Below are 17868 nucleotides of genomic sequence, written 5' to 3' on the forward strand. Positions count from 1 at the left end.
AGGCACGGGGACGTCAGAGCCGCTCAAGCTTCGAATCGTTCGCGACCTTATAGTACGTGGACACGTTGGTGGACACCTTGTTCTCGATCTTGACTGCCACTTCGCCCGCCCTGAAGTCCACACCGGCCTCGTTGGACACCGTCACCACGTTGTTCACCTGGACGGTGGCAGAGCCGGCCTCGTACAGCTTCGCGGCGTCCGCGGCTGCCGCGAAGTCGTTCCCAAGCGCCACGTTGCGCATGTAGCTGTCGATCACGGCCTTGTTCTCCGGGGAATATTCGACGTCGATCTTGACAGTGCCCTGCGTGCCGACGGTCACGTTCGACTCCAGCTTGGCGCCCTGCAGGTCTGGTCCGGCGCTGGCGCCCTGTGCCACGGTGCCGTCCATGGACACCGCGATCGACTCGATGTTGCTGTCCTTGTCCAGGTTTACTTCCAGGCCGCCCTTGCCTGAGGCCTGGAACATCTGGCCATCAAGGTCCAGCTTGCCCTGCGCGGACACTTCGCCGCTGGCGGTGGCCGTGCCGTCTGTCAGGTTCCGCTCGTAGGCGAGGTCCAGCTTCGCAGAGCCCGAGCCCGGACCGGCCTCACCCTTGGCTTCGAAGGACAGCGTTCCCTTGACCTTGTTTTCGACGCCGGTTGTGCCGTTGTCGTTGGCGGCGTCCAGGACGGTGGACGCGATGTAGATCGGCGCATTGCTGGCCATGTCCTTAACATCACCAAGGTCGTCCGGCGGGAGCTCCCCGTACATCTGGTTTCGGGCCGCCATGGCCTCGTCAAGGCTGCCGAACCTGAACTCGCTGGAGCCTTCCCCGTTGAGCGTGACGCCTGCCGTTCCGGTGGGATCGTTCAGGCCCGCGCCCGCGTTTCCGTAAACCTTCAAGGTGGCCGAACCATCAGCATTCTCAACCACCACGGTGCCCACTTCCGCGCCGGCATGGAACCAGGCAACCCGGCCGTCGATGGAGGCCTTGCCGGTCTCGGTGTAGACAGGAACATCTGACCGGCCGATTCCTTGGAGCTGCGCTTTGGCCTGCTCTTGGGCAGAGAGGGGGATGCCGCCGTCCATCCTCATCAGGTCTTCGGCGAAGGGGCCGTTCTCACCCTCGCCTTCGATCAGGTACTGCCGGTCTGATTCGGACAGGCCCGCCCACCACTTGCCTTGTTCTTCCGGGCTGGCCTTGAGCATGTCAGCCAGGCCCTTTTCCAGCTCCTGGCGGTGCGCCTGCGCCTCGGCCGCCTTCTGCGCCTGCTCCTCAAACCATGACTTTGCCCGGCCGCCCGAATCCTTGAGTCTGTCCAGGAAGCTTCCGCCGCCACCGCTCGACTTGTCGGAGGCCTTTTCCTGCTCGTCGGCGTGCTGGAGGAGCAGCTTGGAGTTGTGGCGGAGGCTGGAGGCCACCCGCTCGAGTGCCGGACGATGGTTGCCGGTCCAGTCCTGCCTGAATTGCGCGCCGTCAGGGCCCTTCCACGGGGCGGACTGAATCTGGCCCTGCAGGGAGCTTGCCCGGCTGCTGAGCAGCGTGGCCGCCTTGTCAGCGGCTTTCGCCAGCTCACGCAGCTGGCTGACGTCCGCGCCGTAAAAAGTCATGGTGTCTCCCCCGGAGAGTGATACGAGTGGGTTTATCGCTGAACATATGGTCGCACGGCAGGCAGTGCCCCGCGATGGGGAACACTCCCCATTGGCGACGTCGGACTGCACGCCAGCGCACCGTCCCCGGCGGGCGCGGGACTGGTCCCCGCCCCGGAATGCCGGACTTTTCGAGGCTGGCTCTGCGTGGCACGATGGATCTGTGCGGGGGGCACGCAATCTGCGCCTCCCGGCGCCGGCCAAAGGAACCAGCATTAAAAGAGAATTCAGACAGGCCGCGGACGCGGCGGAGGACGTCACCAACTCACGCCCTTTGGAGTTGCTGGCACGGGCGGGTTTTGCGGCGAGCGGTGTCCTGCACTTCCTGGTGGGGGCTATCGCCATCCGGCTGGCGATGGGCGGCTCGGGGAATGCTGACTTCAGCGGAGCCGTGGCCGAGCTCGCCAGCCAGCCCGCCGGACCGTTCCTCCTATGGGCGAGCTTCGCAGCCTGCGCCGCACTGGCGGTGTGGCAGGCCAGCGATGCCATCTTCGATTACAGCGGGCTGCCCGCCAAGAAGAAAGCCGGCCAGAAAGCAAAGGCGGCAGCCCAGGCCCTGGTGTTTGCCGGGCTGGCCCTGACGCTTGCGGCCTTCGCCATGGGCACAGGCTCCGGGGATGACAACAGGCAATCCGCGAGCGACCTCACGCTTGCCGTGATGCAGGCCCCCGGCGGCGTGGCCCTGCTGGTTGTGATGGGGGCAGGCATCGCCGTCGCCGGCGCCGTCTATGCCATCCGGGGAATCAGGAAATCCTTCGCGAAACACGTGACGATGCCCGCGTCCCCCACCGGCCGGACGGCAGTCACCGCCCTGGGTGTGACCGGCTACGTGGCCAAGGGTGCTGTCCTGCTGCTGACCGGGCTGCTGATCGCCATCGCCACGCTGCGCGCCCATCCGGACGAATCAACCGGCCTCGACGGCGGGCTCAAGGCCCTCCGCGACCAACCGTTCGGCGTGTACCTCCTCGCCGCCGTGGGTGCGGGCCTGATCTGTTATGGCTTGTACATGGTGGTCCGCGCACGCCTGGCGAAGATGACTTAACAGCCCACCCACCGGCGCGCCGCCCGTGGGAGGCGGGACGCGGAGCTACGGAACCGTGATCACTGCGACGGTGCGAGCGTCGTAGTCCCGCAGCTCGACGCTCGCGATGCTGGCCAGCTGGACCGGCGTGGCTCCGGTAACTTTGATCCGGCCGCTGGGCGTGGCTGTCCACGCGCAGGCACGGTCCTCCCCGCCGTCCCGGTCCCGCACCCACAGCGAGTACGTCCCGTTCAGCGGCATGCTGCTGCCGTTGACCGCCAGTTCGGTGCCCCAGTTCTTCCGGGCCAGGTCCACGCTGAAGCGCAGGCCACTGTCCGCCTGGACGGAGTAGCTGGCGTCGGGCTGCGGCGGCCGGTTCAGCAGCGGCCCCGCCGCCACGCCCAACGCGAGGCACTCTGCGGCGACCGCGCCCACCGGTGCTGCCCACCGCCGTCGTAATTTACGACGCCGGGCGGCCAGTTCGTCGAGGACCGCACGGGGAACGGAGGTGGCCGGCTGGGTTAACGCGGCGGGGCGGGTGCTCCCGGTCAGCCCCACCGCGTCCGGCACGGGAAGTGCGTCCAGCAGGGCCGGCAGGCTTTCCAGTTCCGCGAGTTCCGCCCGGCAGTGGGGAACCCATCACCACCTACATCGCTGGCCGGAACGGGAAAGTTACGGCCCCGCTGAAATTTTTTTCTGCTCGACGGGCAGTCTGCCGCAACGGCCGCAGTCGAAATCGCCGGAACGCAGCAGGGTCGCCGGAACTTCCCGGCGACCCTGCACTCTTCCGGCGAAGTGGGCGAACCCGGCCCGCGCTTACTTGCCGCGCGCGTCAGGTGCGGCTCCCTACGCGTCGATCAGATCGTCGTCGTCCGCTTCTTCGAACTCAACCGCGGCCACAATCTCCTGCGTCTCCGGGTTGATCATGAACGCCTCGTCCTCTTCCTCCACCATGAGGAAGTCGCCGTGGTCCGTGCTGAAGTGCCAGGCCAGAGTCTTCTTCTCGCCGTTGTGCAGATAGTTGGGGTCGCCCATGGTGATCTTTTCGAGGGCATAGCCGGCAACGTTGCACAGTTCCCGGATGATGATTTCAAAATCCGGGGCGTTGTCCAGCGCTTCCTCGTCGGCCCGGGCCTGGCGCTCGTCGAGGTCGGGGAGGAGCGCCACCTGGTGTTCGATGTAGGCGCTGAGCGCCTCATCATCCAGCACCAGCAGGCCTTCCTGGCCCAGTAGCCAGGCGGCGTTCAAAGCGGTGATGTTCTCGGTCTCGAACAGTTCCTCGAACTCGCCGTCGAGTTCCTCCATGACGCGGACGGCGTCGTTGGACTCTTCCTCGGCGTCCAGGTCGCCGTCGAGGTAGCGTTCCTCGTCTTCCTCGGACAAGGCATCAAAAACCTCAACGGTCCGGTTGAAGAGCTCCAGGTGCGCCGTTGCGCCCATGCTCTCGAGGCCCTCGCGGATCAGCGGATCCACTTCGTCGCGGTCAGCGGTGAACACGTACTGGGCGAATCCGCCCTCCAGGGACTGCGTGACGTAGAAGTCCACGTAGTAGCTGCGGAGCGCCGCAGGAGCGATCTCGCCGGCGTCGAGCAGGCTCCCGTACATGGCGTTCACCACGTGAACGTTGGCATCGACAACCTCCTCAGTACCAGCTTCGATGCTGGCTTTGGTCAGGACGACAGGGTTCTGGCTCGTGGTCATGAAATTCCTCACTGCTGAAAGCTTTGATGATGCTCGGGACACTTTCACGCTACGTGGGCGGGGACAGCGGTCGGCTGAGGATGAAGTGAACGTCAGGCGAAGTTTCAGGCCCCCGCCGGGCGAACTAAGATGAATCAGATAATCATCGATCGGACACGGCCCCGCCGTGGCCAGCTGAAAGTAGCGCGCACCATGCCATCCCAACCGGACGAGAGTGCGGCACTGGCGATACAGACCCCCGCCATCAACGACCGCTCCCTCGCGGCCGGGCTGGCGTATGCCATGGGCAGCCGGGTTTCCGGAGTGTCGTTCGACGCCGCCACCGGGCTCATGCTGGGCAAGGTCCGGGGAGGCGCGGACGTGCCCTACTCCACCACGGCCAAGCTGGTCCGGAAAACGGGCGGCTGGAGCTGCACTGTAGGCGTCTGCAGCTGCCCCGTCCGCAAGGACTGCAAGCATGTGGCCGCGCTGCTTTTCGCCGCCGAGGACAACCCCGCCATCCGCGTTCAACTCCTGGCCCCGGCCGAGGTTTCCCGGCTGTCCCGCCAACCCGCCAGCCTCGATCTGGCCGACTGGGAGCAGGCCCTGAGCCCGCTTATCTCGCAGCCCGGCATCACCCAATCCAGCAACGGCATCCCCCTGGCCCTCCAGTTCGAGATCGAGGAACCGGCCCCGCACTTCTCCTACACAGGGCGCCGCGACCCGCTCCGCAGCGTCCGCCAGCTCAAGGCCCGGCCCGTGATCATGGGCGCCAAGGGCAAGTGGGTCCGCGGCGACGTCTCCTGGAACACCCTGAGTTACCTGAACTTCCGGCGCGAATGCAACGAGGCTCACATCGAGTGGATGCAGACGTTCCTCGCCGCACACACCGCCGCCGCCAACCGGGTCCACAACTCCTCCGCGCTCTGGCTGGGCCTAAACACCTTCGCCGGCAAGAACCTGTGGGGGCTGCTCGCCGACGCCAAAAAGATCGGCCTCGCCCTGGTCCACAGCCGCGGCACCGAGCCGGTGCGCCTGGCGGAGTCTCCCGCCGCCGTCGGGCTTAACCTGAGCCGCTTTGGCGCGCCTGTGGGTGAACCCGCCGCGGGCAGTACTGCGAGAACAGCCGACGACGGCGGGCTGGAGCTTGCGCCCACCATCACTGTGGAGGGGGAAGAGGTTGATCCCGCATCGGTGGGGACCATTGGCCGCCCGGCGCACGGCATCTTCCTGACTACCGGCGGCGAAGCGCTTCCCGGGGTTTCCGCGGACAGTGTGATTACCCTGGCGCCGCTGGAAGCTGGCCTGAGTGAGGAACTGCTGACCTTCGTGACCGCCGGCAGCACGCTGCACATTCCAGCGCAGGACGAAACGCGTTTCCTGACCGGCTTCTACCCGAAGCTCAGGCAGACCGCACGGGTCACCGCGAAGGATGAGTCGGTGGCGCTGCCCACACTTGCCGTCCCCACGCTCTCGCTGCTGGCCAACTACGGCGCTGACCACCGCGTGCGGCTGCACTGGGAATGGCATTACAAGTCCGGGAACATGGTCAACGCCCAGCCGCTCTGGCGGCACCCCGGCGACCATGGCTACCGCGACGACACCGCCGAGGCACGCATCCTGGAGGGAATCGGCCAGCCGTGGAACGTTGTCCCGGCGTTGGGCGAATCCGCCACCGGCGGCTGGGGCACTCCGCGGCTGGCTGCATCCGTTGAACTCAGCGGCCTGGACACGCTGGCTTTCACCGAGGATGTCCTGCCCATGCTCCGGAACGCCCCGGAGGTCGCGGTGGACACTGCCGGGGACATCGCGGACTACCGCGAGGCCGAGGAAGCGCCCGTGGTTTCCATCTCCACCAAGGCCACCGAACAGCGCGACTGGTTCGACCTCGGCATCCAGATTTCGTTGGAGGGCCAACCGGTTTCCTTCGCGGCCGTGTTTTCCGCCTTGGCCGCCGGCCAGACCAAGATGCTCCTGCCCAGCGGGGCCTACTTCTCGTTGGACTTGCCTGAACTGCACCACCTGCGGGCCCTGATCGAGGAAGCCCGCTCGCTCCAGGACAACCAGGACGCCCCGTTGCAGATCAGCCGCTTCCAGGCCGGGCTGTGGGACGAGCTGGCCCAGCTGGGCATCGTGGACGAGCAGGCTGCCGCGTGGCGTGAGGCCGTGGGCGGGCTGCTGGAGGGCGGGATCGACGGCCTTCCGCTGCCTGCCTCGTTGAACGCCGAACTGCGGCCCTATCAGCTGGAGGGTTTCAACTGGCTCAGCTTCCTCTACCGGCACAGCCTGGGCGGGGTCCTCGCCGACGACATGGGGCTGGGCAAAACCGTGCAGGCGCTCGCGCTGATGTGCGCTGCGAAGGAGCAGGCGGCCACTGATCCCGCCACTTCACCCGCCACTTCAGCGCCCGACGGCGGCACTCCCTTTTTGGTGGTTGCCCCCACCAGCGTCGTGGGCAACTGGGCGGCGGAAGCCGCGCGCTTCGCTCCCGGCCTCACGGTTCGCATCGTGAGCGAAACCTTTGCCAAGAACAGCCAGGATGCGGCCGTTGAGCTGGGCGGCGCGGACATTGTGATCACCTCGTACGCCCTGTTCAGGATCGACTACGATTCCTACGCCTCCAGGACCTGGGCCGGGCTGGTGCTGGACGAAGCCCAGTTTGTGAAGAACCACCAGTCCAAGGCGTACCAGTGTGCCCGGAAGCTGCCCGCCGCCTTCAAGCTGGCCATCACAGGCACGCCGCTGGAAAACAACCTCATGGAGTTCTGGGCGCTGACGTCCATCGTGGCGCCTGGCCTGTTCTCCAGCCCCAAGCGCTTCGCCGAGTACTACCAGAAGCCCGTGGAGAAGAACGGCGACAAGGGGCAGTTGGACAAGCTCCGCCGTCGGGTCCGTCCACTGATGATGCGGCGTACCAAGGACCAAGTCATCCAGGACCTGCCACCCAAGCAGGAGCAGATCCTGGAGGTGGTCCTGAATCCGCGTCACCAGAAGGTCTACCAGACGCATCTGCAGCGTGAGCGGCAAAAGATCCTGGGCCTGATCGAGGACGTTAATAAGAACCGGTTCACCATTTTCCAGTCGCTCACCCTGCTGCGGCAGCTCAGCCTGGACGCTTCGCTGGTGGATCCGTCGCTGACCGGCGTCCGGTCCAGCAAACTGGATGTCCTGTTCGAGCAGCTGGAGGACTTGGTGGCAGAGGGCCACCGCGCACTGATCTTCAGCCAGTTCACCGGTTTCCTTGGTAAGGTCCGCGAACGTCTTGTGGAGGAGAAGATCGAGTTCTGCTACCTCGACGGCAGCACCCGGAACCGTACCGACGTCGTCAATGAGTTCAAGAACGGCAGCGCGCCGGTATTCCTCATCTCATTGAAGGCCGGCGGCTTTGGGCTGAACCTGACCGAGGCCGACTACGTGTTCCTGCTGGATCCGTGGTGGAACCCCGCATCAGAGGCACAGGCTGTGGACCGGACCCACAGGATTGGGCAGGCGAGGAATGTGATGGTGTACCGGCTGGTGGCCAAGGACACCATCGAGGAAAAGGTCATGGCCCTGAAAGCGCGCAAGTCGCAGCTGTTTGCGGACGTGATGGAAGGCGACGCCCTCTCTGGCGGCGCCATAACGGCCGAGGACCTCGCGGGGCTGTTCAAGGACTGACCGTCGTCGGAGGCTGTTTTCCTTGGCCGGTACGGGTCACCGCCTAACAGGTCACCGCTTAACTGCAGGCAGTCAGGATACCGGCGATCGCATCATGCTCGGCCTGGGTGGCCCACAGGTGGTACTTGGCCTTGACGGCGGTCTGGCGGACCACGTATTCGCACCGGAACGCCCTATTTGGCGGGAGCCAGGTGGCAGCATCCTTGTCGCCCTTGGCGCCGTTAGTGGGCCCGTCTGCGGCCATGAGGTTCAGGGGGTCGTTCGCCAGTTGCTTGCGCTGTTCGGGGCTGAGCTGCTGTGCGCCTTTCTGCCACGCGTCGCTGAGAGCGACGAGGTGATCAATCTGGACGGCGGAGCTGGTGGTGTTGCCTCGGACAAAGTTGATGGTTGTAGCTGTGTACTTATCGGCCAGCATTCCCGTGGCAACGACGCAGTTCTGTGTGCCGGGCTTGAACGTCTCGCCTTGGAGATCCCTGGCGAGGATGTCGTTTCGCGTATCGCAGCCGTTTCGGTCGACGTCGGCCCAGGCCGGACCAAATTCGTCGCGGGCGTAGCCGGTCTTGGGGGCGCGTCCCTTAACCGGGATGGTTTCCAATTCGGCGCGGGCCGTAGCCAGTTCGGCTGGGCTTACAGATTCGGCGGAGATGCCCGACGGAGCGGCCCTGACTGAGTCGGTCAACATGGTTGCGGCCTCCGCTGCGGCGTCACAACCGGCGAGGGCACCTGCAAGAAGCAGACTGGTGAGCAGGGTCAGTGCTTTGATGGCGGCGGAATGGTTGATAGTAAAGTCCTTCAAGAGTGCGGCGGAGGTGAACAGGTTACTAGCGCCGGCCGTCCTGACCCGTGATGCCTGGAGGTGAAGTCTGTCACGCAGTCCGTCATGCTGGGACGCCACTCTGCCCCCCCCTTAGATGTCGTACCCCTTTGTCATGATGTGACCATGGACAACACGGCAGCTGCAGAGGTTCTGGAGGCCATCGCGGCCTCCGCCGCCGGGTTGGCCGGTGTGCTCCGCGGGACTGCCGTTGTCTCGGCGGCCCAGCCGTCCGTGGGGACGGGGACCTGCTGCGCCAGCAGGCAGAAGCGTGCCTGACCGTCCTGTCCGGAACTGCCGGGATGGAGGCCATGATGGCTGCCGTGAAGGTCCTGCCGCCAACGGTTATGACCATGCCGCGCAGGCGGTTTCAGGCCCTGTGGCGTCCCCGGGAGAGCAGCCCGCCCAGGACATGGGCATCCTGGCCGAAGTCGCCTGCGCCCTGACCGTGAGCGAACGCACGGCGAACGCGCCGCTGGCCGAAGCACATGAATTAACCACCGCGCTGCCGCTGACGCTGGCCGCCCTGGAAGCAGGGTCGATTTCGTGGCAGCACGCCCGGACCGTTGTTGACGAAACGGACTCACGACATTGGGCCGAACCACGGAACTATAAGCCAACTGCTGCTGGCACCGGTCCGCGGTTCGGTCTGCTGCCGGACTCGTGACCCGGGTCAGCGCCCCAACGCCGACCCGGACTTTTTTAGTTGTTCATGAGCTGTTGCTAACCACCAGCTGATTCTGACCATCAGCTGTTGCTGTCTATCAGGCGCGCTGCGGGGAACCGAGTTCCACGGGGTCTTCGTCCGTCAGGTAGGCAAACTCCGAGTGTGCTGCGATGTCGATGCCGCGCATTTCGTCCTCGGGCTTGATGCGTAGTCCCATAATCCGGTCCAGTATCTTGGCCAGGATCCAGGTCACCCCGAACGAATAGGCCAGGACGGAGACGGTGGCGAGCGCCTGGATGCCAAGTTGCCCGAGGCCGCCGCCGTAGAAGAGACCGCTTACTCCGTTCGGCGCCTTGTCGGTCGCGAAGAGCCCGATCAGCAGCGTGCCGATGATGCCGCCCACCAAGTGGACGCCCACAACATCCAGGGAATCGTCGTAGCCCAGCCGGAACTTCAGTTCGATCGCCAGGGAGCAGACAGCGCCGGCGATGGCGCCGATGGCCAGTGCGCCAAGCGGACTGACGGCACCACAAGCCGGTGTGATGGCAACGAGGGCAGAGATCAGGCCGGACGCCGCACCCATGCTGGTGGCCGCACCGTGGCGGAGCCGCTCAACGAGGGCCCAGGCAAGGAGCCCGGCAGACGCAGCCACGGCCGTGTTCAGGAATACCACTGACGCGGACTGGCCCGCCGAGAGCGCAGAGCCGGCGTTGAAGCCGAACCAGCCCACCCACAGCAGTCCGGCGCCGACGAGCACCAGCGGCCGGCTGTGCGGCTTGGTGTGGTCCATCTTGGGCCAACCCGAGCTCTTTCCAAGCACTAAGGCCAGTGCCAGCGCGGCGGCGCCGGCGTTCATGTGGACAGCGGTGCCGCCGGCAAAGTCGATGGCCTTGATGCCGTTGGCGATCCAGCCGCCGGTGACGCTGCCGTCGGCAGACGAGAAGGCAAACACCCAGTGCGCGATGGGGAAGTAGACGATGGTGGCCCAGATGCCCGCGAACAGCATCCAAGCACCGAACTTCATGCGCCCGGCCGCCGCTCCCGCAACCAGGGCGGTGGTGACGCAGGCGAAGAACAGCTGGAACGCCGCGAAGAGGATCACCGGGATGGATACAGAGTCATCTTTGGCCAGCAGCTGTCCCATGCCAGGGAATTCGGTGACGTCACCGATCAGTCCCCAGCCGCCCACGGAGTCGCCGAAAGCCATTGAGTAGCCGAAAAGCGCCCAGAGCACCGCCACCAGGCTCGCGCCACCGAAGCACATCATCATCATGTTGAGAATGCGACGAGACCCCACCATTCCCCCGTAAAACAGGGCCAGGGCGGGGATCATCATGCAGACCAGCGCCGAGCTGGCCAGAATCCAAGCGACATTTCCCGAATCCATGGGAAACCCCTTTCGTGATGCGAAGAGAGAACGGAATTGCCCGTCAGAGCCGCTCCGGAGGACGGCGCGGAGTTGGAGCAAAGCACATCGGAGGGCAGCTATTGCCGTCTGGTTCCAACAGTAGGGCGGCAGTTCCGCGGTGGGTTTCCGGCTGGTTAAATCGACGTTGCAGTCGCGGGCAGGGCCAGTTACACAGTCCATCGAACGCACATTCGTTCCCGGTAATCACGGCCGGACGAGAACGGCGGAGGCGCCGTCAGCGTGACCGGAGTGGATGCAAGCGCGTCTGCCCGGGCCTGGGGTGTGCACGCCACAAAACGAAGTGGCCACCGACCCTTGCTGGGTCGGTGGCCACTGAGAAAACGCGTGGGGCGGTGCCGGATGCTAGATGAGGCCCTGCGCCAGCATGGCGTCGGCAACCTTGACGAACCCGCCGACGTTGGCGCCCAGCACATAGTTGCCGGGCTGACCGTATTCGTCCGCGGTGGAAGCGCAGCGGTCGTGGATCCCCACCATGATTTCAGTAAGACGCTGTTCTGTGTGCTCGAACGTCCAGGAGTCGCGGCTGGCGTTCTGCTGCATCTCAAGCGCCGATGTCGCAACGCCGCCTGCATTGGCCGCTTTGCCCGGCCCGAACAGGATACCGGCATCCTGGAAGACAGCCACCGCGTCACGGGTGGAGGGCATGTTGGCGCCTTCGCCGACCGCTAAGAGACCGTTGCGGACCAAGCGTGCGGCAGCATCGCCGTCGAGCTCGTTCTGCGTGGCACACGGAAGGGCCACCGTGGCGTCGACGTCCCACACGGACCCGGATTCCACGTAGGAAACGCCGGGGCGGCGGAGGGCGTAATCCTTGAGGCGGCCGCGCTCTATTTCCTTGATCTCGCGCAGAAGTCCGACGTCGATTCCGGCCTCATCCACGATGTAGCCGGAGGAATCGGAGCAGGCCACCACGCTGGCACCGAGCGTCTGTGCCTTGGCGATGGCGTTGATGGCCACATTGCCGGAACCCGACACCACAACACGCTGGCCGTCGAACGACATCCCGCGGGTTTTCAGCATCTCCCGGGTGAAGATGACCGTGCCGTAACCTGTGGCTTCCGGACGCACCAGCGAGCCGCCCCAGGTAATGCCCTTGCCGGTCAGGACGCCGGACTCGTAGCGGTTGGTGATGCGCTTGTACTGGCCAAAGAGGTAGCCGATTTCACGGCCACCAACACCGATGTCGCCCGCCGGCACGTCAGTGTACTCGCCGATGTGCCGGTACAGCTCGGTCATAAAGGACTGGCAGAACCGCATGATTTCCGCATCGCTGCGGCCGCGGGGGTCGAAGTCCGAGCCGCCTTTGCCGCCGCCGATGGGCATGCCGGTCAGGGCGTTCTTGAAGATCTGCTCGAAACCCAGGAACTTCACTATGCCGAGGTAGACCGAAGGGTGGAAGCGCAGGCCGCCCTTGTACGGGCCGAGGGCGGAGTTAAATTCAACCCGGAAGCCCCTGTTGATCTGAACGCGGCCGGTGTCGTCGGTCCACGGCACGCGGAAGATGATCTGGCGCTCGGGCTCGCACAGCCGCTCCAGAATGGCGGCTTCGAGAAGCTCCGGGTGCCTGTCGTGGACGGGGCCGAGACTCTCGAAAACCTCGGTCACAGCCTGGTGGAATTCAACCTCACCAGGGTTTCGCGCCAGTACCGTATTCCGGATGGCTTCAAGCCGCGCGTCCACACTGTCTCCTCAAATTCGTTCAATGTTCAACATGAATGATAACAACGATTGATCCTGCTGAACTTTCTGTGTCATCCGTCCTAAGATTCGCCATTCACCGGGCACCCGTGGATCCTCGCTGCCAGACACCACCGGAACGCCCGATGGCGACGTTTAATGCGCACCAGTTGGGTGGGTGGGCACCGGACGTGAAACCATACGGACCATGTCCCAGAAGATTGCGTACCAGGGTGAACCCGGCGCCAACTCCAATATCGCGTGCATGCAGATGTTCCCCGAACTCGAAAGCATGCCGTGTGCCAGCTTCGAGGACGCTTTCGAGCTGGTATCGAGCGGTGAGGCCGAGCTGGCCATGATCCCGATCGAGAACTCGATTGCGGGCCGGGTGGCGGACATCCATGTCCTGCTCCCGCTGTCGCACCTGCAGATCGTGGGCGAGTTCTTTCTCCCCATCCACTTCGACCTGCTGGGCATCCCCGGGAGCACCATCGAGGGTGCCACCGAGGTCCACAGCCACATCCATGCCCTGGGCCAGTGCCGCCGCCTCATCCGGACCGCCGGCCTCCGGCCCGTCATTGCCGGCGACACCGCCGGGTCCGCCCGCGAAGTCCGGGAATGGAACGACCCCACCAAACTGTCCCTCGCGCCCCCGCTCGCGGCCCAGATCTACGGCCTTGAGGTGCTGGCATCGCGCGTCGAGGACGACCCCTCCAACACCACCCGTTTTGTGGTGTTGGCCCGCGAAAAGAAGCTGCCCACCCGGGACGAGTTGACCGGGCAGGCGGTGACCAGCTTTGTGTTCCGCGTCCGGAACGTCCCCTCCGCGCTCTACAAGGCGCTGGGTGGGTTTGCCACGAACGGCGTGAACATGACGCGGCTGGAGAGCTATATGGTGGGCGACGAGTTCACCGCCACCATGTTCATGGTGGATGTGGAGGGCCACCCCGAGGACCTGCCGCTGCGGCTGGCACTGGAGGAGCTGGATTTCTTCACCACCGAAGTCCGCATCCTGGGCGTCTATCCCGCCGCCGATCACCGGATAGCGCAGGCAGCCAACAGCTGACCGCGGCCTGCTTGCGCTCGGCCCTCAGCGCCTACTCCTTGGCCGGCCAGTCCGCGCCGCTGTACTCAAGAACCCAGCTTCGGGACGGAGCACGGTTCGCTGCGCAATTCCACCCTGTTTCTGCGCCCGGAGGCGGCTCGAAGGCCGCCAGCCGGGGCATGCTCTGGGGCCCTCCGCCACCCATAAGAGGTAGAATGTCGTTGGCCCTCGTCCGCGGCAGTCTCGCGGGGGCTCCTCCGATGTCACTCCGAGACATTGCCCCGTCCGCACGGTTCTCCGCGATATTTGTAACGATATCTGCGAGGAGGGCTGGCAGCAGGCGGCCACAGCGCCCTCATACAGCCGGCGCACAGCGTGGAAAGAGAGCTTATTGTGGTGGATTTCATTTCCGGCAGGCTCAACCAGATCCTCTTCGCTGGCTGGCAGCATTTCAGCCTGGTGGTCCAGTGCCTGATCCTGGCTACCGTCCTGGCATTACTAGCTGCCGTTCTCGTCTACCGGAATAAGAAGCTGGTTGCCGTCGCGAATTCCGTCTCCGCGGTCGGACTGACCATCCCGTCCTTCGCACTCATCGGGCTTCTGGTCCCGCCCTTCGGATTCGGCGTGGTGCCGGCCGTGATCGTGGTCGCGTTCTATGCCACGCTTCCCATTCTCCGCAACGCCGTCGTTGGCCTGTCCGGTATCAGCCCGGCCACCGTCGAGGCCGCCCGGGGGATCGGCATGAGCCGCTTCCACACCTTGCTGCGGGTGGAACTCCCGATGGCCTGGCCGATCATCCTCGCCGGAGTACGCGTGTCCGCCCAGATGGTGATTGGAGTGGCGGCCATCACCGCCTATGCCCTGGGGCCTGGCTTGGGCGGCTTCATCTTTTCCGGTCTCTCCCGTCTGGGTGGCGCTAACTCGTTCGAGTCGGTGGTGACCGGCGTCGTCGGCGTCGTCATTCTTGCCCTCATCCTTGATCTCCTTCTCGTCCTTCTCGGCCGGCTGACAACTTCGCGAGGTATCCGTGTCTGAAACCGCCCCCACATCCACTCCCGCATCCGTTACAGACAAGTCACTGCCCGCTGATGGCATCACCGGGGCCAGCATTCTGCTGGATCAGGTCACCAAGCGCTACCCCGGCCAGGCCAGGCCTGCCGTGGACGGCCTTACACTGGAAATTCCAGCGGGCAAAATGGTGATGTTCGTGGGCCCGTCGGGCTGCGGGAAGACCACCACACTGAAAATGATCAACCGGCTGATCGAGCCCACCGAAGGCCGGATCGTCCTCAACGGTGAGGACGTCACCAAGAAAGACGGCGATCAGCTCAGGCGCAAGATCGGCTACGTCATCCAGGCCGGCGGACTGTTCCCGCACATGACCGTGGCGGCCAACATCGCGATCGTGCCCAGGATGCTCGGCTGGGACAAGGTACGCACCGCCGCCCGCGTCGACGAGTTGCTGGAACTGGTCTCGCTGGAGCCCGGTGTCTACCGGAACCGTTTTCCCAAAGAACTTTCGGGCGGCCAGCAGCAACGCGTAGGTGTGGCCCGTGCCCTCGCCGCGGACCCGCCGGTGCTCCTGATGGACGAGCCGTTCGGCGCAGTGGATCCGATCACCCGGCAGCGCCTGCAGGACGAACTTCTTCAGATCCAGTCCGAGCTGCAGAAAACAATTGTCTGCGTTACCCACGACTTTGATGAAGCGGTGAAGCTCGGCGACTGGATCGCCATTTTTGACGCCGGTGCCCGGCTGGTCCAGTACGACACCCCCGAACGCATCCTCGCGGACCCGGCCAACGAATTCGTGGAGAACTTCATCGGATCCGGCGCGGGGCTCAAGCAACTGACCCTTACCCGCGTCAGCGATGCACCTCTGGCCGAAGCGATCACAGGGCGGCCCGGGGAGGCCGCGGCGGAGGTCCTGGCCCGCATCACCACAGCCGGGCACGGCCACGCGGTCATCGTGGACGCCCGCCAGCGCCCCCTTCAGTGGCTGTCCCGCCGCCAACTCAGCCGGATGGAGACCATCAGTGCCGTGCCGGACCCGAAATTGCCGGTGGTGGGCAGCCGGGCCACCCTCAACGACGCGCTGGACACCATGCTGGTCTCCAGCGCCGGGGCGGCCCTGGTGACCGGTCGGCGGGACGTCTTCCAAGGCGTCATTGATGTTAAGACGATCATGACGGCGATCACGACGGCGCACGAGGCAGCCGCGCTGGACTCTCATGACACACCGGTGGGCACTAACACCGGCGCCATCCCCGCCCCTGCGGGGCCCGCCGCCCCCGCGGACCTTCGCGAGGAACGGACCGAACAATGAGCGGTCCTGTACAGCGCTCCCACGCAACTGGCGGGACCGGTGCCGCGGCGGGTGGAGCCGGGACGACCGACACAGAGTCCCTAAATACTGAAACGCTCGACGCCGAAACAGCTGTGGGGGCGGATGCCGTCATTGTCGCCGGCACTGCCGGGCGCAGCTGGTGGGCGCTGGGCTATCAGCTTCTGGGCATCATCGCCGTCCTCGTCGCCCTGGCCGGATGGCTGCTCGTCGCCGACCTGTCGCCCGCCGAGCTGACCACCCTGGCCCCGGCAGCGCTGTGGGGCCACACACTTGAGCACCTCCAATTGACCCTGCTGGCGGCTGCGATCGTGCTGGTGATCGCCGTTCCGCTCGGAATTGCCCTGACCCGCAAACGACTGCGCTTCCTGAGCGGGCCCGTGCTGGTACTCGCGAACATCGGCCAGGCCGCGCCCTCCATCGGACTCGTAGTGCTCCTGGCCTTCTGGCTGGGATTCGGATTCCGGGCCGCGGTCGTTGCGCTCATCCTGTACGGGGTCCTGCCGGTCCTCCGGAACACGATGGTGGGGATCCAGCACGTGGACCAGCGGCTTGTGGAAGCTGGCCGCGGAATGGGCATGAGCGCTGCCGCGGTCCTGTTCAAGGTGGAATTGCCGATGGCTGTCCCGATCATGCTCGCCGGGATCCGCACGGCGCTGGTGCTGCTGGTGGGTACCGCCGCACTGGCAACCTTTATTAACGGAGGCGGGCTGGGAATTCTGATCACCACGGGCGTCCAACTCAATCTGCCGGCGGTCCTGGTGGTCGGTTCCCTGCTGGTGGCAGTGCTGGCGCTGTTTATTGACTGGGCAGGGCGGGTCGTTGAGCACCTGGCCCGGCCGAAAGGACTGTAGATGTTGAACTCAAAGCAGGACGGCTTAGCTGGCGCCTGGCGCACGCTCAGGCGCAAAGTCAGGCGGCCACGCGCCCGCGCCGCGGCCGTGGCGGTCGCAACCGCGGGAGGATTGTTGTTGAGCGGCTGCGGCCTGGCCCCGGCGGCGTCTTACGTTCCCGACGCCCAGCCGGGCAGCATCAGACCGATCGACGGCGCGGCCGGGGGGCACGCGACCGTGACCGGGCGGAACAACACCGAGGGGCTGATCCTGGGCAAGATGGCGGTGCTCGCCGCCAAGGCCGCAGGCTTCGAAGTCTCGGACCTGACGAACGTCCCTGGCAGCCAGCCCACCCGGTCCCTGATGCTTGCCGGGAAGGCGGACATCATCTGGGAGTACACCGGCACGGCATGGCTGTCCTTCATGGGGCACCCCTCCGGCATTCCCGAGCAGGACGCGCAATGGCAGGCGGTCCATGACGAGGACCTGGGCAACGGCCTGACCTGGGGTGCCAAGGCCCCGCTGAACAACACCTATGCACTCGCCGTTACCGATGAGAACGCCGCGAAATACGGGCTGAGCACGTTGTCTGACATCGCCAAGCTCCCGGTGTCCCAGCGGACGTTCTGCGTCGAGCCGGAGTTCAATTCCAGGCCGGACGGATTCGGGCCGATGCTTAAGCACTACGGCCTGGACCGGGGCTCCGATTCCGGTGTGCCGGAGCGCAACATCGGGCTCTACGACGTCGGCGCCGTCTACAGTGCCACAGACAACGGTGTATGCACCCTCGGTGAGGTATTCGCCACGGACGGCAGGATCGACGCGCTGGGCCTTACAGTGCTCACCGATGACAAGAAGTTCTTCCCCGCCTACAACGTGGCTCCCGTGTTCTATTCCAAGACCCTGGCCGCGTACCCGGAGCTCGAAGGGATATTCGCGCAGATTTCCCCCCTGTTGACGGACCAGACAATGCGCGGCCTGAACCTGTTGGTCGACGTCGAGGGGCAGGAGCCCGCGGACGTCGCGTTCGAGTGGATGAAGGAGCATGGCTTCCTCACCGAGGCGTCCTAAGCA

The 17868-nt window shown here is 65.3% G+C and carries 14 protein-coding genes and 1 pseudogene; 9 read left to right on the plus strand and 6 right to left on the minus strand.

The genetic code is table 11. The features are described from left to right. Nucleotides 1-13: 13 nt before the first annotated feature. Nucleotides 14-1591, minus strand: coding sequence for a WXG100 family type VII secretion target (locus ABIB45_RS09865; protein WP_354215676.1), 1578 nt, complete (start codon nucleotides 1589-1591; stop codon nucleotides 14-16). A 220-nt stretch (nucleotides 1592-1811) separates the two neighbouring features. On the opposite strand from ABIB45_RS09865, the gene ABIB45_RS09870 reads away from it, so the two are divergent. Beyond that, nucleotides 1812-2672, plus strand: coding sequence for a DUF1206 domain-containing protein (locus tag ABIB45_RS09870; protein ID WP_354215772.1), 861 nt, complete (start codon nucleotides 1812-1814; stop codon nucleotides 2670-2672). Nucleotides 2673-2717: 45 nt separating this feature from the next. On the opposite strand, the pseudogene ABIB45_RS09875 reads toward ABIB45_RS09870, so the two are convergent. Further along, nucleotides 2718-3278 (minus strand): annotated as a pseudogene (locus ABIB45_RS09875) (anti-sigma factor); the annotation flags it as partial. Between the two features lie 219 nt (nucleotides 3279-3497). Next, on the minus strand, nucleotides 3498-4352 hold the full coding sequence (locus tag ABIB45_RS09880; RefSeq protein WP_354215677.1) for a DMP19 family protein: 855 nt from the start codon (nucleotides 4350-4352) through the stop codon (nucleotides 3498-3500). Between the two features lie 192 nt (nucleotides 4353-4544). On the opposite strand from ABIB45_RS09880, the gene ABIB45_RS09885 reads away from it, so the two are divergent. Beyond that, entirely contained in the window at nucleotides 4545-7988 is a 3444-nt protein-coding gene (locus ABIB45_RS09885; RefSeq protein ID WP_354215678.1) for a DEAD/DEAH box helicase, read from the plus strand. Nucleotides 7989-8046: 58 nt separating this feature from the next. Here ABIB45_RS09885 and ABIB45_RS09890 read toward each other — a convergent pair whose 3' ends face one another. Continuing rightward, the gene (locus ABIB45_RS09890) at nucleotides 8047-8784 is read right to left on the minus strand and encodes an HNH endonuclease family protein (RefSeq protein WP_354215773.1); all 738 of its coding nucleotides are present in this window, start codon (nucleotides 8782-8784) and stop codon (nucleotides 8047-8049) included. Between the two features lie 144 nt (nucleotides 8785-8928). On the opposite strand from ABIB45_RS09890, the gene ABIB45_RS09895 reads away from it, so the two are divergent. Together ABIB45_RS09895 and ABIB45_RS09900 are read left to right on the plus strand one after the other, a co-directional pair. After that, nucleotides 8929-9081, plus strand: a complete 153-nt coding sequence (locus ABIB45_RS09895) for a hypothetical protein (protein WP_354215679.1) — start codon at nucleotides 8929-8931, stop codon at nucleotides 9079-9081. Continuing rightward, the gene (locus ABIB45_RS09900) at nucleotides 9074-9469 is read left to right on the plus strand and encodes a DUF222 domain-containing protein (RefSeq protein WP_354215680.1); all 396 of its coding nucleotides are present in this window, start codon (nucleotides 9074-9076) and stop codon (nucleotides 9467-9469) included. Before ABIB45_RS09895 ends, ABIB45_RS09900 begins: the two co-directional genes overlap by 8 nt. Nucleotides 9470-9566: 97 nt before the next feature. Here the strand turns inward: ABIB45_RS09900 and ABIB45_RS09905 are convergent, their stop codons facing one another. Further along, the gene (locus tag ABIB45_RS09905) at nucleotides 9567-10856 is read right to left on the minus strand and encodes an ammonium transporter (RefSeq protein ID WP_354215681.1); all 1290 of its coding nucleotides are present in this window, start codon (nucleotides 10854-10856) and stop codon (nucleotides 9567-9569) included. Between the two features lie 384 nt (nucleotides 10857-11240). After that, on the minus strand, nucleotides 11241-12578 hold the full coding sequence (gdhA, locus tag ABIB45_RS09910) for an NADP-specific glutamate dehydrogenase (RefSeq protein WP_354215682.1): 1338 nt from the start codon (nucleotides 12576-12578) through the stop codon (nucleotides 11241-11243). Between the two features lie 205 nt (nucleotides 12579-12783). Between gdhA and ABIB45_RS09915 the strand changes: the two genes are divergently transcribed. From ABIB45_RS09915 to ABIB45_RS09935, 5 genes are all read left to right on the plus strand, one after another. Continuing rightward, a complete protein-coding gene (locus ABIB45_RS09915) occupies nucleotides 12784-13641 on the plus strand; it encodes a prephenate dehydratase (RefSeq protein ID WP_354215683.1) in 858 nt (285 codons plus the stop codon). A gap of 372 nt (nucleotides 13642-14013) precedes the next feature. After that, complete coding sequence (locus ABIB45_RS09920) at nucleotides 14014-14655, plus strand: ABC transporter permease (protein ID WP_354215775.1); 642 nt, start codon at nucleotides 14014-14016, stop codon at nucleotides 14653-14655. A 43-nt stretch (nucleotides 14656-14698) separates the two neighbouring features. Beyond that, complete coding sequence (locus tag ABIB45_RS09925) at nucleotides 14699-15943, plus strand: ATP-binding cassette domain-containing protein (RefSeq protein ID WP_354215776.1); 1245 nt, start codon at nucleotides 14699-14701, stop codon at nucleotides 15941-15943. Further along, nucleotides 15940-16815, plus strand: coding sequence for an ABC transporter permease (locus ABIB45_RS09930; protein WP_354215684.1), 876 nt, complete (start codon nucleotides 15940-15942; stop codon nucleotides 16813-16815). Before ABIB45_RS09925 ends, ABIB45_RS09930 begins: the two co-directional genes overlap by 4 nt. Then, nucleotides 16816-17865 carry a glycine betaine ABC transporter substrate-binding protein gene (locus ABIB45_RS09935; RefSeq protein WP_354215685.1) on the plus strand — a complete coding sequence of 350 codons (1050 nt, stop codon included), beginning with the start codon at nucleotides 16816-16818 and terminating at the stop codon, nucleotides 17863-17865. It begins immediately after the preceding gene. Nucleotides 17866-17868: the final 3 nt, after the last annotated feature.

The sequence above is a fragment of the Arthrobacter sp. UYCo732 genome (genome assembly GCF_040547265.1).
Taxonomy (GTDB): Bacteria; Actinomycetota; Actinomycetes; order Actinomycetales; family Micrococcaceae; genus Arthrobacter.